This window comes from Phenylobacterium sp. (assembly GCF_030654915.1).
Taxonomy (GTDB): domain Bacteria; phylum Pseudomonadota; class Alphaproteobacteria; order Caulobacterales; family Caulobacteraceae; genus Phenylobacterium.
This window is the reverse complement of sequence record NZ_JAURWM010000181.1, coordinates 1-13,296: the sequence shown is the minus strand read 5'-3', so window position 1 is coordinate 13,296 and position 13,296 is coordinate 1. Positions and strand designations below refer to the sequence as shown.

The 13,296-nt window shown below is 66.8% G+C and carries 12 protein-coding genes; 6 read left to right on the top strand and 6 right to left on the bottom strand.

The genetic code is table 11. From position 1 onward, the window contains the following. The 3 genes from Q7T84_RS09335 to Q7T84_RS09325 form a co-directional block, all read left to right on the top strand. Positions 1-2,043, top strand: a 2,043-nt coding sequence (locus tag Q7T84_RS09335) for a valine--tRNA ligase (protein ID WP_304808062.1), incomplete at its 5' end; no start/stop codon positions are given. A 268-nt stretch (positions 2,044-2,311) separates the two neighbouring features. Beyond that, positions 2,312-4,066, top strand: a complete 1,755-nt coding sequence (locus Q7T84_RS09330; RefSeq protein WP_304808060.1) for a class I adenylate-forming enzyme family protein — start codon at positions 2,312-2,314, stop codon at positions 4,064-4,066. Positions 4,067-4,081: 15 nt separating this feature from the next. Continuing rightward, the gene (locus Q7T84_RS09325) at positions 4,082-4,813 is read left to right on the top strand and encodes a TlyA family RNA methyltransferase (RefSeq protein ID WP_304808059.1); all 732 of its coding nucleotides are present in this window, start codon (positions 4,082-4,084) and stop codon (positions 4,811-4,813) included. 6 nt (positions 4,814-4,819) lie between these two features. Here the strand turns inward: Q7T84_RS09325 and Q7T84_RS09320 are convergent, their stop codons facing one another. From Q7T84_RS09320 to Q7T84_RS09310, 3 genes are all read right to left on the bottom strand, one after another. Next, a complete protein-coding gene (locus Q7T84_RS09320; protein ID WP_304808057.1) occupies positions 4,820-5,113 on the bottom strand; it encodes a hypothetical protein in 294 nt (97 codons plus the stop codon). Between the two features lie 399 nt (positions 5,114-5,512). Continuing rightward, on the bottom strand, positions 5,513-6,118 hold the full coding sequence (locus tag Q7T84_RS09315) for a glycine zipper 2TM domain-containing protein (protein WP_304808055.1): 606 nt from the start codon (positions 6,116-6,118) through the stop codon (positions 5,513-5,515). A 41-nt stretch (positions 6,119-6,159) separates the two neighbouring features. Next, the gene (locus Q7T84_RS09310) at positions 6,160-6,585 is read right to left on the bottom strand and encodes a glycine zipper 2TM domain-containing protein (RefSeq protein WP_304808053.1); all 426 of its coding nucleotides are present in this window, start codon (positions 6,583-6,585) and stop codon (positions 6,160-6,162) included. A gap of 211 nt (positions 6,586-6,796) precedes the next feature. Here Q7T84_RS09310 and Q7T84_RS09305 point away from each other — a divergent pair, with 211 nt between their 5' ends. Then, positions 6,797-8,047 (top strand): class I SAM-dependent RNA methyltransferase, encoded by a 1,251-nt coding sequence (locus tag Q7T84_RS09305; protein ID WP_304808051.1) that lies wholly within the window; start codon positions 6,797-6,799, stop codon positions 8,045-8,047. A 146-nt stretch (positions 8,048-8,193) separates the two neighbouring features. On the opposite strand, the gene Q7T84_RS09300 is transcribed toward Q7T84_RS09305, so the two are convergent. Then, a complete protein-coding gene (locus tag Q7T84_RS09300) occupies positions 8,194-9,276 on the bottom strand; it encodes a PA0069 family radical SAM protein (protein ID WP_304808049.1) in 1,083 nt (360 codons plus the stop codon). A gap of 77 nt (positions 9,277-9,353) precedes the next feature. On the opposite strand from Q7T84_RS09300, the gene Q7T84_RS09295 reads away from it, so the two are divergent. Then, on the top strand, positions 9,354-9,809 hold the full coding sequence (locus tag Q7T84_RS09295) for a hypothetical protein (protein ID WP_304808047.1): 456 nt from the start codon (positions 9,354-9,356) through the stop codon (positions 9,807-9,809). 31 nt (positions 9,810-9,840) lie between these two features. Here the strand turns inward: Q7T84_RS09295 and Q7T84_RS09290 are convergent, their stop codons facing one another. Together Q7T84_RS09290 and Q7T84_RS09285 are read right to left on the bottom strand one after the other, a co-directional pair. After that, positions 9,841-11,424 (bottom strand): lytic transglycosylase domain-containing protein, encoded by a 1,584-nt coding sequence (locus Q7T84_RS09290; protein WP_304808045.1) that lies wholly within the window; start codon positions 11,422-11,424, stop codon positions 9,841-9,843. A gap of 68 nt (positions 11,425-11,492) precedes the next feature. Further along, a complete protein-coding gene (locus tag Q7T84_RS09285) occupies positions 11,493-12,302 on the bottom strand; it encodes a uracil-DNA glycosylase family protein (RefSeq protein ID WP_304808043.1) in 810 nt (269 codons plus the stop codon). Positions 12,303-12,444: 142 nt separating this feature from the next. Between Q7T84_RS09285 and Q7T84_RS09280 the strand changes: the two genes are divergently transcribed. Next, on the top strand, positions 12,445-13,296 hold an 852-nt coding region (locus Q7T84_RS09280), incomplete at its 3' end, for an NAD(P)/FAD-dependent oxidoreductase (RefSeq protein WP_304808040.1).

Here is a 13,296-nt window from a genome sequence, read left to right as displayed (position 1 = left end):
GGCACGGGCGAGATCGTCGTGGCCACCACGCGGCCTGAGACCATGCTGGGCGACACCGCCGTGGCGGTGAACGGCAAGGATGAGCGCTACAAGCACCTGATCGGCCGCGCCGTGCGCCTGCCCATCGTGGGCCGGCCGATCCCGATCATCGCCGACGACTATGCCGATCCGGAAAAGGGCTCCGGCGCGGTGAAGATCACGCCCGCCCACGACTTCAACGACTATCAGGTCGGCAAGCGCAACAACCTGCCGCTGATCAACATCTTCGACCCCCAGGCGCGGATCAACGAGAACGCGCCGAAGGAATATCAGGGCCTGGACCGCTTCGCCGCCCGCAAGAAGGTGGTGGCCGAGTTCGAGGCCCTGGGCCTGCTGCGGGAGATCGAGAAGACCCGCCACGCCGTCCCGCACGGCGATCGCTCCGGCGTGGTCATCGAGCCCTACCTGACCGACCAGTGGTACGTCGACGCCAAGACCCTGGCCCAGCCCGCCATCAAGGCGGTGGAGGAGGGGCGCACGGTCCTGGAGCCCAAGAACTGGGAGAAGACCTACTTCGAGTGGATGCGGAACATCGAGCCGTGGTGCGTCTCGCGCCAGCTCTGGTGGGGACACCGCATCCCGGCCTGGTACGGCCCGGACGGCAAGATCTTCGTCGAGGAGACGCAGGAGGCCGCCGAGGCCGCGGCGCGCGAGCACTACGGCCACGACGAACCGCTACGTCAGGACGAGGACGTTCTCGACACCTGGTTCTCGTCCGGGCTCTGGCCATTCTCGACCATGGGCTGGCCGGAGAAGACCAGCGATCTGGCGCGGTTCTATCCGACCAGCACCCTGGTCACCGGCTTCGACATCATCTTCTTCTGGGTCGCCCGGATGATGATGATGGGCCTGCACTTCATGGGCGACGTTCCCTTTGACCGCGTCTTCATCAACGCCCTGGTGCGCGACGCCAAGGGCGCGAAGATGACCAAGTCCAAGGGCAATGTCATGGACCCGCTGGAACTGGTCGACCAGTACGGCGCCGACGCCCTTCGTTTCACCCTGACGGCGATGTCCGGCCAGGCACGCGACATCAAGCTTTCGACGCAGCGCATTGAAGGTTATCGGAATTTCGGCACCAAACTCTGGAATGCGACCCGCTTCACCGAGATGAACGGCTGCGCGCGGGCCGAGGGCTTCGACCCTGCCGAGGTGAAGAACACGCTGAACCGCTGGATCGTCGGCGAGACCGCGCGCACCGTCCAGTCGATGACCAAGGCGCTGGACGCCTGCGCCTTCGACGACGTCGCCAACGGCCTCTATCGTTTCATCTGGAACACCTACTGCGACTGGTACGTCGAACTCGCCAAGCCGATCCTCAACGGCGCGGACGAGGCGGCCAAGGCCGAGACCCAGGCGACCGCCGCCTGGGCGCTGGACGTGATCTTGAAGATGCTGCACCCGGTCATGCCGTTCCTCACCGAGGAGTTGTGGGCGCAGACCTCCGACCTTGGCGCCGCCCGCGCTGAAGGCATGCTGATCACCGCCCGTTGGCCCGACCTGGCCGAAAGCCTGGTGGACTCCGCCGCCGAAGCCGAGATCAGCCTGATCATCGCCGCGGTCAGCGAAGGCCGCTCGGTGAAGGCCGAGTTGAACGTGCCGCATTCGGCGCGTCCGCCGCTGTTGGTCGTTGAAGCCACCGACGCCCAACGCGCTGTGTTCGAGGCCAACGCCGCGGTCATCGCCCAGACCCTGCGGGTCTCGGAGTTGCAGTTTGTGGCCTCGGCCCCGGAAGGCGCGATCCCGTTCGTGGTCAATGGCGCGACCCTGGCCCTGCCTGTGGCCGAGTTCATCGACTTGGCCGCCGAACGCACCCGGTTGGCCAAGGAGATCGCCGGCCACGCCTCCGACATCGCCCATGTGAACAAGAAGCTCGGCAATCCAGCCTTCGTCGCCAATGCGAAGGAAGAGGTGGTCGAGGAAAATCGCGAGCGCCTGGCCGAATCGGAAGCGGCGAAAGCCAAGCTGGAACACGCGCTCTCGTTGCTCGAAGCGGTGGTCTAGGGCGAGCGGACCTTTCCCGAGGGGGCGATTTCCTAGCTCCTCATGGCCGGCCTATTGAGCCGGCCATCCGTGGATTCCGTGGCGGCGGGCTTGCCTGTAACGCTCGCGTCTATGGATCGCCGGGACAGGCCCGGCGATGATGACCAGGAAAGGGGCGGTAGCGCCCCAACCCTCAAACGTCTGTTTGCCTATGACGCTAGGTTATGGTTGTTCACCTATGACGACGCGGGCGCGTGAATGCCCGTGCGAGCATTAGGAGAACCTGCCCATGTCCGAGGCTGTGCTGCCCGCCGGTTGGCCCGCAATGTCCATCGCCCAGGCCCATGCGATGATCACATCGCCAGGGACCCCGGCCGAGATGGAAACCGTTGTCATCAATGGCGTTCCCACCCGCACCTGGAAGCACCTGCCGCCATCGCTGCGCGCCATCGTCGAATTGGGCCGCGCCCATGGCGAGCGGGTTTTCCTGGTCTATGAAGACGAGCGTGTCACGTTCGAGGGCTTCTACCGCGCGGTCGCCGCCTTCGCCGCGCAACTGGCCGCCGACGGCGTCAAGAAGGGCGACCGCGTCGCCCTGATCATGCGCAACCTGCCCGAATGGCCGGTGGCCTTCTACGCCGCCGCCTCGCTGGGGGCGATCGTCACTCCGCTGAACGCCTGGTGGACGGGCCCGGAGCTTGAATACGGCCTGACCGATTCGGGCGCCAAGGTCGTGATCATGGACGCCGAGCGTTATGAGCGCCTGACCGAGCACCTGCCCAACTGCCCCGACCTCGTTCGCGCCTATGTCAGCCGCGCGCGCGAAGAGATCGCCCATCCGTTGGTCACGACCGTCGAGAGCGTGCTGGGGGGAGCCAACCAATGGGGTGAACTTCCAGACCGGGCGCTCCCGGACGTCGAGATCCTCCCCGACGACGACGCGACCATCTTCTATACGTCGGGCACCACCGGTAAGCCGAAGGGCGCCCTGGCCACCCAGCGTGGCGTGAACTCCAACATCATGGCCGGCGCCGTGGCCGGCGCCCGGGCGTTCCTGCGTCGGGGCGAAGCGCCGCCCCAGCCCGATCCCGACGCGCCGCAACGCTCGTCGCTGATCTCCGTGCCTTTCTTCCACGTCACCGGCTGCTTCGCCGTCCTCAATCCCTCGCTGGCTGGCGGCGCCAAGCTGGTGATGATGCACAAGTGGGACGTCATCCGCGCCTTCGAGGTGATCGAGCGTGAAAAGGTCCAACAGGCTGGCGGCGTGCCCACCATCGCCTGGCAGCTGATCGAACACCCCGCCCGCACCAACTACGATCTGTCTTCGCTGGAATCGGTGTCCTACGGCGGCGCGCCCTCGGCCCCAGAACTGGTGCGGAAGATCAAGGAGACCTTCCCCAAGTCGGCCCCCGGCAACGGCTGGGGCATGACCGAGACCTGCGCCACCGTGACCACCCACGGCGCGGAAGACTACGCCAATCGCCCCGATAGCTGCGGCCCGGCGGTTCCGGTCAGCGACCTGGAAATCCGCGATCCGGCCGACGGCGTCACGGTGCTGGCCCCCAACGTCGTTGGCGAACTGTGGGCGCGCGGGCCGCAGGTCGTGAAGGGATATTGGAACAAGCCCGAGGCGACGGCCCAAACCTTTGTCGATGGTTGGGTCCGCACCGGCGACCTGGCTCGCGTGGACGAGGAAGGCTTCTGCTTCATCATCGACCGGGCCAAGGACATGCTGATCCGTGGCGGCGAGAACATCTACTGCATCGAGGTGGAGAACGTCATCTACGACCACCCGGCCGTGATGGACGCCGCCATCGTCGGCATCCCGCACCGCACGCTTGGCGAGGAACCCGGCGCTGTCGTGACCCTGAAGCCCGGCGCCTCGGCGACCGAGGAGGAAATCCGCGCCCACGTCGCCGAGCATCTGGCCGCCTTCAAGGTGCCGGTGAAGGTGAAGTTCTGGCACGAGACCTTGCCCCGCAACGCCAATGGCAAGATCTTGAAGAACGAGCTGAAGAAGCTGTTCGAGGGGGAGCAGGCCTAGGGGCCTGATAGGCGATTGGGCCGAAAACGCGCGGATGTCGTCCTGGTCGAACGGGGCCTGTTCGACAGCCGCGCCAAGGCCCGCGCGGCGATCGAGGCCGGTGGGGTCGTGGCCGATGGTCGGACCCTCGTAAAAGCCTCTGAACTGGTCGACGAGGCGGCGGTCATCGAGGCGGTCGCCGCCCATCCCTATGTCGGACGGGGTGCGCTGAAACTGGCACATGCGCTTGGCCTTTGGCCGGTCGTGGTCGAGGGCCGCACGGTGCTTGACGTCGGCTCCTCCACGGGAGGCTTCACCGAGGTCAGTCTCCAGCATGGCGCGGCCAGGGTCTACGCGGTCGATGTCGGACGTGGGCAACTGCACCCAAAGCTCGCCGGCGACCCGCGCGTGGTGGGGCTGGAGGGCGTCGATGCACGCAACTTGACGGCGGCGATGATCCCCGTCGCGCCGGACCTGATCGTCACCGACGTCAGCTTCATCGGCCTAGCCAAGGCCTTGCCCGCCGCGCTGCGGCTGGCGACCCTGGGCGCTGATCTGGTCGCCCTGGTCAAACCCCAGTTCGAAGTCGGCCCCGACCATGTGGGCAAGGGCGGCCTGGTCAAGGACGAGGCCGCGCGCGCTCGCGCTTTGGACGAGGTCGCCGAGTTCCTGCGAGGGGCCGGCTGGATCGTGCGCGCCACGGCCGACAGCCCGATCACCGGCGGTGACGGCAATCACGAATACCTGCTCTGGGCTCAGAAGATCTAAGGCCGGTCAGACAGTGCGCCAAAAGGCCTGCTCGATGCTCAAGGTGTCGAACAGCTTCTTTTCCTGAGCCGAGCGGATCGCGGCTTGGTACTCCGAACTGCCCTGAACCTGTTCCATGAGCTTGTCGACCGCGGCCATGTTATCGAGCCTGGACACCCAGATGACGTCGTTGTGGCCGCCGACCCGCGCCGCCACCTCGATGGGGACGCCTGACGCCTTGGCGGCGATCTGGGCGACCTCATGGGCCCATGCCATTGCTTCTGGGATCGACCCCGCGATCCGGGCGCGTGTGGAGAACATGATCATCGTTTTCCTCCGTTTCGTTTGCTGCGATTTGAAATCAACGCGACGCATGCCCGCCAATAGAATTCGGCGTGGTCATGCATTTACAAATGAACTGGATTCTATGCTGGGCTTGATTGAAGCCCATGGGTATCGCGAGATAGATGCGACCTCTGTTTGCTCAATGTAAAGCAAATCCTAGGTTCGCATGGATGCAATATCTCGTCTTGTATGGGGCCTCGGGGGGCGCGCTCGGGTGTTCCGTATATTCTCAGTAGAGGCGTACTACTGATCCGATAAATACTCTTACCTTGGCGTGCGGCCGGCTGGCGATCACCAAAAAGTTAGAAGCCGCCCACCTGAGGTGAGCGGCTTCCGTCTGCCGAATAGGCTGAGGCCCCCTCGTGGGAGGGCTGTTTAATCGACGACCTGATAGTTGCCGTTGGCGTCGGGGCAGACGCGCACGAAGCGCTTCTGGGTCCGGCCGTCCGGCAGATAGATCGGGCTCTCGGCCAGGCTGCAGCCGTCAGTCGCGCCCGGCGCTTGGCTGGTCACGTTGTAGCTGTCGCCCCGATAGGCTGGAGCCGGGCGATACTGGTTCGCCGGGGCGTAGTAGCCCTCGTTGTAGGGCTGAGCGTAGTTCGCGCCCGTATTGTAGTTCCCGCCGTTGTTGTAGGCGGCGCGCGGAGGGGCGCGGTAACCGTTGTTGCAGGCAGCGGACCGGTTGCCGACCACGCCGCCGCCTAGCGCGCCTAGCGCGCCGCCGAGCAGGGCGCCTTCGGTCCGCGCGTTGCGGGCCGCGGCGTTGGAGCCGACCACCGCGCCCAGCGCGCCGCCGAGCAGGGCGCCGACCGTGCTGCGGTTGGTCGAGTCACGCTGGCACGGATCGTAGTAGCTGTTGTTGCCGTAGTAGCCGGACGATTGGGCCGCCGCGAAGGTCGGGACCGCGGCCGCGGTCCCGAGCGCCATGATGCCGGCCACGCCTGCCAGAGCGCTCTTGGCGAAGGTCGAACGCAAGTTCATCTGTTTACTGCCCTGTTGGGATGAATGGATAGGGAGGGGCCTTAGGCCCGTCCGCTCGGCCGCCAGACGCCATCGCGTCCACGGCAAACTTCGAAGCTCTGGTTACGGCCGTCATGGCGCTCCTGCACCCAGCGGCAGTTGTTGCGCTGGTAGGAGCTGCGCGCGACGCGCTTGGGATAGGAGCTGCATTGGACATTGCGCTTGGCGATCTGGTGGCCGGCGACCGCGCCGACGACCCCGCCCAGCACCGCGCCTTCGGTCTTGGCGCCGTTGCCGGCGACCGCGCCGCCCAGCAGCGCGCCCGACAGGCCGCCGATCACTGTGCCCTTGTTGGCCGATTGGCGTTGTTGTTCCCGGCAGACGTCGCCGGAGCCATAGCTGCGGCCCTGGGCCGAGGCGAAGGTCGGAACCATCATGGACGAGGCCGCGATCGCGGCGATGGCGGTGAAGGTGAGGGCGCGGTTCATATGGTGTCTCCAGAAATTCGCGAGGCGGCGCCGGAGCCTCGCCTGCTGTAGAGAGAGTGGCTGAACGAATCTGAACGCTGCTTGAGCGGCCTGTTCATCTTCGTTCATCTGGTGTTGCGCCTTGGCCCGCTTGGGCTTTTGGGGCGCAGGAATGAAAACGAGCTAGAGCATGAGAACTTCCCGGCGGCCGAACAGAGCCCGTCCTGCAGATGTGGCGACTAGCCCAGCCGTCGAGGTGGTGATCGAGGCTGTAGGCGGTGAAGGCGACGGCATTGCGGCCGGTCCGCTCTATGCGCCCTTCACCCTGCCGGGCGAGCGCGTTCGCCTGGCCGCCGGCGGCGAGCGCCGCGAGCTCGAGGCCGTGCTGGAGGCCAGCCCTCAGCGCGTGATCCCGCCGTGCCAGCACTTTGGCGTCTGCGGCGGCTGCGCCCTGCAGCATTGGGAGCACGGCGCCTATCTGGACTGGAAGGTCGATCGCCTGGTCCGCACCCTGGCCCGCGAACGGTTCGAGACGGAGATCCTGCCGGCCTTCGCCGCAAGCCCGGCCAGCCGCCGCCGCCTGTCCCTGCATGCCCGGCCGGGCCGCAAGGACGCCGCGCGCCTGGGCTTCAAGGGCCGTAAGTCCTGGGACGTGATCGATATTGTCGAATGTGCCATCGCCGATCCGCGCCTGGTGGCGGCTCTGCCGGCCCTGCGCCGCCTGGCCGTGCCACTGTTCGAGCACTCGAAATCCGCGCCGACCCTGCATGTGACGATCACCGACACCGGGATCGACGTCGATATCACCGGGGTCGAGCGAAAGAGTGGCGGCGGCCTGTCGGCCGACGCCCGCATGCGCCTGGCCGAGATCGCCGGCGAAGCCGACTTCGCCCGTGTCACCCTCGACGGCGAAATGGCTTACCTTGCCCGCCAGCCGACCGTGCGGATGGGTGAGGCGAGCGTCGCCTTGCCGGCCGGCGGCTTCCTCCAGGCGGTGCCGGAGGCCGAACTCGCCATGGCCAATATGGCGGTCGAGGCTGTTGCGGGCGCTGAGCGTATCGCCGACCTGTTCTGCGGCGCCGGCACCTTCACCTTCCGGCTGGCCAAGATCGCCCCGGTGCTGGCGGTCGATAGCTCCGCCGCCGCGATCCGGGCGCTCAGCGGAGCGCTGGCCAGCGCGCCTGGCCTGCACGGCGTCGTGGCCGAGGCCCGTGACCTGACCCGTCGTCCGGTCCTGGCCGCGGAGTTGAAGCGCATCGACACCGTGGTCTTCGACCCGCCCCGCGCCGGCGCCTACGAACAATGCGTCGAACTGGCCAGTTCCAAGGTCTCGCGGGTCATCGGGGTCTCCTGCAACCCGGCGACCTTCGTGCGCGACGCGCGCCTGCTGGCCGACGCCGGCTTCACCCTCGACCGCCTGTTGCCCGTCGACCAGTTCCTCTGGTCGCCGCACATCGAGCTGGTGGCGGTGTTCAACCGCTGACGCCCAATCCCTCTCCCTCGGGAGAGGCTAGGTGAGGGGGGCCGCGTAGCGGCATTACGGCCGGTCGGCGTCGCGGCGGCGAGTCAGTTCCCCTCACCTAACCTCTCCCCGGCGGGGAGAGGGATGGGGCTCGGCCTGCCGCTTCGTCACCCGAACAGATCGCCCTGATCCCCGGCCTTGGGCGGAACCTTGAACAGCGACAGGTCCAGGCCGTCATAGCGGGCGTTCAGGTCATAGCGTTTCTTGGCCCGCTGGAATCTTTGCGACATCAGTTCGGCGATCGGGCCTTCGCCCCTCATCCGCTTGCCCCACTCGGCGTCGTAGTCGAGCCCGCCGCGCATCTGGCGCACCAGTGACATGACCCGGCTGGCGCGATCGGGGTGATCGGTGGCGAGCCACTCGCGGAACAGGTCCTTGATCTCCAGCGGCAACCGCAGCGCCACATAGCCCGCGCCGGTGGCGCCAGCCTCGGCCGCGCGTTCCAGCACCGCCTCCATCTCATGATCGTTCAGGCCCGGAATAGCCGGGGCGAACATCACCGTGACCGGCACGCCGGCGTCAGTCAGCGCCTTGATCGCTCCGATCCGGCGCTCGGGCGTGGCGGCGCGCGGCTCCATGCTGCGCGCCAGCTTGCGGTCAAGCGTCGTCACCGAGATCGCCACCCGGCAGAGGTTCTTGGCCGCTGTCGCCGCCAGGATGTCGATGTCGCGTAGGATCAGCGCCGACTTGGTGATGATGGAGAACGGATGGTTGAACCGATCCAACACCTCCAGCACCTGCCGCGTCACGCGCGCCGTCCTCTCCTGCGGCTGATAGGGATCGGTGTTCCCGCCGATGTGGATAAACTGGGGCTCATAGCGCGGCGCCGACAGTTCACGTTCCAGCAGCTTGCCGGCCTCGGGTTTGAAGAATAGCTGGCTCTCGAAATCCAGCCCCGGCGACAGGCCCATATAGGCGTGGGCCGGACGGGCGTAGCAGTAGATGCAGCCATGCTCGCAGCCGCGATAGGGATTGATCGAACGCGAAAACCCAACGTCCGGGCTGGTGTTCTTCGAGATGATCGTCTTGGCCTTCTCGGCCGTTAGGGTGGTCCTGAGTTGCTGGGGCTCGGCGTCCTCCAGCGTCCAGCCGTCGTCGAACGCCTCGCGCGCCTGGCTCTCGAAGCGCCCGCTGGCGTTTGACCGCGCGCCGCGGCCTCGGACCGTGATCTGCTGGGTGAATGTGCTCACCCCCGCATCCTAACGTCCGGCAAGAACAAAACAAGAACTCTATTGACGCGGGCCGCGAACGGTCGCCTCAAGAGCGTATGCTTTCGGTCATCATCCCGACCTTCAATTCCGAGCGCGAGATGCAGGTCCTGCTGCCGGTCCTGGTGCCGGCCGCGGTGGACGGCCTGGTGCGAGAGGTGATCGCGGCCGACGCCGGCTCGACCGACGCCACCGGCCTGATTTGCGAGGACGCCGGGGTCGAGTGGGTGGAGGGCGGCCTGGACGTCGCGGCCCGGAAGGCGCGCGGCGACATGCTGCTGGTCCTGCCCACGACCCTGCGCCTGCGGCGCGGTTGGGACGAGGTCCTACGCAGCCATCTGGAAGGCAAGGGCGGAACAGCCCTGATCGCCGAAGGCCCCCCGACGTTCCTTGAGCGGTTCAGCGGCGTGAAGCTGGCTGGGGTGCTGATCGGCGCCGAGGCCCTGCGGCGCACCGGCGCGTCCAACCTGTCCGACCTGCGCCGCCACGTCGGCCGCGCCAAGCATCTGAGCTAGGTTCCCACTCGAAGGACGACGATTGGGGCGGCTACCGATCGAGCCGCGCGTCGACGAAGTTCGCGCCCATGGCCAGGGCGTCGAGCGTCTTGGAATCCATCCCGAACTTCTTCCGGTATGTCCAATAGCCGGCCATGACCTTTTCCACATAGTTGCGGGTTTCAAGGCTCGGCAGGCTTTCGATGATCAGCAGGCTGTCGTTCTCGCCGACCTTCTGTGCGGTCTTAAGCAAGGTGCCGGGACCGCCGTTATAGGCCGCCACGGTGCGCAGGATGTCGTAGCCGACCCCGCGCTCCATCAGCCAGGTCACATAGTCCTGGCCAACTCGCAGATTGAACGCCGGGTCGAACAGCGGGCTCATGTCGGCCTTCAGCTTGTCGTCGCCGGCGGCGCGGGCGGCGGCTTCGGGCATCAACTGCATCAGCCCGACGGCGCCGGACGGCGAGACAACCGCCGGGTTGAAGCGGCTTTCCTGGCGGACGATGGCGTAGACCAGCGCCCGGTCGATGGTGAAGCCCCACTTCGGCTCCAGCACCGGGGTCGGGTAGTCCGGCTCAGCAAACGAACGGCCGCGGGGCAGGGACGAGGTGACGTCGGCGTCGGAGGTCAGCGGCGCGTTCAGCGCCAGAATCAGCCCCATCCATTGCGAACGCTCGGTCTCGGTCTTGGCGAGCGCCAGGCCCGCGCGCAGTTCCAGCCCGGCCTCGACCGGCATGCCGACCTGGGCCAGGCCCGTGGCGCGGTGGGCGCGGGCGTCGTCGCGGATGAACTGGTTGAGGTGGGCGCTCGGCGCGCTGGTGGCGGAGAAGGAGGCGGGCACAAACTGGCCGGTTGGGGCGCTGCGGGTGTCGTTGATCGCCTGCAGCCGCATCCGGCGCTCGGCGATCATGCCGTAGAAGGTGGTCGGGTGGCGCGCGGCCAGCTTGATGAAGCCCTGGGCGCGGGTGCTGTCGCCGGTTTCCTCAAGCGCGCGGGCCGCCCAGAAGGCGGCGCCTGAACGAATCCAAGGATCCTCGCCCTCGTCACGGGCGACCTGACCAAGATAGCTTTCAGCCAAGGCGAAGTTCTTCAGACGATAGGCGGCCAGGCCGGCGATCCAGCGGTCCCCGGCGGCCGGCGCCAGGTCGAGCGCACGCTTGATGTCGCCGGAATAAAAGGCCTCGCGCGCTTGGCGGCTCTTGTCGGCCGGGGCGCGCCCGGCGACGCCTTGGGCGGCGACTTCCACGCGGCGCCAGTCGGCGCCGGCCAGAACCGGGACTTTCAGCGGCTGCGCGCTGGTCGGCTTGCGTTTCTTGGCTAGGGTGTAGACGCGCTCGGCGCCCGGCTGGTCGTTGTATTTCTCCAGCCAACCGGCCAGGTCTTCATAACTTGCGGTGTGGGCGTTGGGATGCATCAGCTGGCGGAACGCCAGATGCCCGGCCAGCGAGCGATCCTTGATCTCGCCGCTCTGCATTTCGGCGTCGATGAAGTCGCCACGGTCCACAGCCTCGAAGGCGGACACGTAGCGTCGCACGTCCCAGGGGCTGAGCACCTGAGGCGCAGCCTGTGTTGTTCCAGCTATGGCCGAGCAGATCACGGTCAAGACCGTGATCCGCATGCCCCTTAGTGCCCGCATGCGTTCTCCACGTCGGCCGCCTCTACGCGCGATCTGGACGTGGCCCTCGTTCTCGTGATGGGGGAGTCTTAGGCTCCGCGGTCGGGTCGATCAAGCCGTTCGGTCAAGGTCAGCAGATCGCTCCACGCCTTCTTCTTCGCGCCTGGCTGCCGCAGCAGGAAGGCCGGGTGCAGCGTCGGCATGGCCGGAAGTTCGAGATTTCCGCCCTCTGAGCGCCACTCGAACCAGCGTCCCCGCAGCGAAAGAATGCCTTCGTCGCGCTTCAGCATCGCCTTGGCGGCGGGGGCGCCTAGCACCAGCAGCATCTTGGGCGAGATCAGTTCGATGGCCCGCTCCAGGAACGGCGCGCAGATCGCCTGTTCCTGCGGCGAGGGCGTGCGATTGCCCGGCGGACGCCAGAACACGGTATTTGTGATGAACACCCGGTCGGTCAGGCCGGCGGCCCCCAGCATCCGGTCGAGCAGTTGGCCGGGGCGCCCGACGAAGGGCTCGCCGCTCGCGTCCTCCTCGGGACCGGGACCCTCGCCAATCACCAGCAGGGGAGCGTTGGCCGCGCCGCGGCCGAACACCGACTGGCGGGCGCCTTCGAACTTTAGCGGGCAGCCGTCGAAAGCCGCGATGGCGGCCTTCAGGGCTTCCAGATCCTGGGCTTCCGCGGCGAGATGTCGCGCCGTCTCCACGGCCCTGGCGACGTCCGGCGCGCCCGGTCTCGGGGCTGCGACCAGCAGCGGCGTCTTCTCGGGCGGTTTCGGCGCAACGAACTTCCCAGCCTCGATCTTGTCGATCGGCGTATCGAGCAACATGGCGTCCACGCCCGCCTCGGCCCAGAAGGCGAGGAGGCTTTCGGCGGTGCGATCGATGGCGGCGGCTTGGGTCATTGGGTCCTGAAAGGGCGTCTATAGCCGAGTTCGCGCTTGACCGCCCTCGTACAAGCTTCGGATAAGTCGCGCGACGGATCAACGCCGCGTGAAACAAGGGGAGGGGAACCCCCGCGCGGCCACATTAGGAGTTACGGGGATCATGAGCGAAGCCATCGCCACTGAGGCAATTGAACGCGAAGCGATGGAATACGACGTCGTGATCGTCGGCGCCGGGCCCGCGGGGCTGTCGGCGGCTATCCGCCTGAAGCAACTCGCAGAGGCCGCCGGCTCCGAGATTACCGTCGCGGTCCTGGAAAAGGGCTCCGAGGTCGGCGCCCACATCCTGTCCGGCGCGGTGATCGATCCGAGCGGCATCAACGAGCTGCTCCCGAACTGGGAAGAGCTCGGCATTCCGCTGGAGACCAAGGTCACGCGCGACAAGTTCGTGATCCTGGGTCCGCACGGCGATCTGGACATCTCGTTCCTGCCGTTCCCGAAGTGGATGCTGAACCACGGCAACTACATCGCCTCGCTGGGCAATGTCTGTCGCTCGCTGGCCGCCCTCGCCGAGGCGCTCGGCGTCGAGATCTATCCCGGCATGGCCGCCTCCGAGGTCGTCTATAACGAAGACGGCTCGGTGAAGGGCGTCGTCGCCGGCGTGTTCGGCATCGACAAGAACGGCGAGAAGGGCCCCGACTATCAGCCCGGCATCGAACTGCACGCCAAGTACACCTTCATCGGTGAAGGCGTGCGCGGCTCGCTGGCCAAGCAGCTCCAGGCGCGCTTTGGCCTGACCAACGGCCGCGAACCCCAGAAGTTCGGCATCGGCATCAAGGAGCTGTGGCAGGTTCCGGACGAGAACTTCGAGCCTGGCCTGACCCAGCACACCTTCGGCTGGCCGCTCGACAACGCCACCGGCGGCGGCTCGTTCATGTACCACTTCGGGGACAACTACGTGGCCATCGGCTTCGTGCTGCACCTCAACTACAAGAACCCCTGGCTCTCGCCCTTC

Bases quoted from the DNA above. Each gene is read 5' to 3' on its own strand.
- Q7T84_RS09295 (WP_304808047.1), top strand. From the start codon at position 9,354: ATGCTTTCGGTCATCATCCCGACCTTCAATTCCGAGCGCGAGATGCAG.
- Q7T84_RS09315 (WP_304808055.1), bottom strand. From the start codon at position 6,118: ATGAACTTGCGTTCGACCTTCGCCAAGAGCGCTCTGGCAGGCGTGGCC.
- Q7T84_RS09290 (WP_304808045.1), bottom strand. From the start codon at position 11,424: ATGCGGGCACTAAGGGGCATGCGGATCACGGTCTTGACCGTGATCTGC.
- Q7T84_RS09330 (WP_304808060.1), top strand. From the start codon at position 2,312: ATGTCCGAGGCTGTGCTGCCCGCCGGTTGGCCCGCAATGTCCATCGCC.
- Q7T84_RS09310 (WP_304808053.1), bottom strand. From the start codon at position 6,585: ATGAACCGCGCCCTCACCTTCACCGCCATCGCCGCGATCGCGGCCTCG.
- Q7T84_RS09320 (WP_304808057.1), bottom strand. From the start codon at position 5,113: ATGTTCTCCACACGCGCCCGGATCGCGGGGTCGATCCCAGAAGCAATG.
- Q7T84_RS09285 (WP_304808043.1), bottom strand. From the start codon at position 12,302: ATGACCCAAGCCGCCGCCATCGATCGCACCGCCGAAAGCCTCCTCGCC.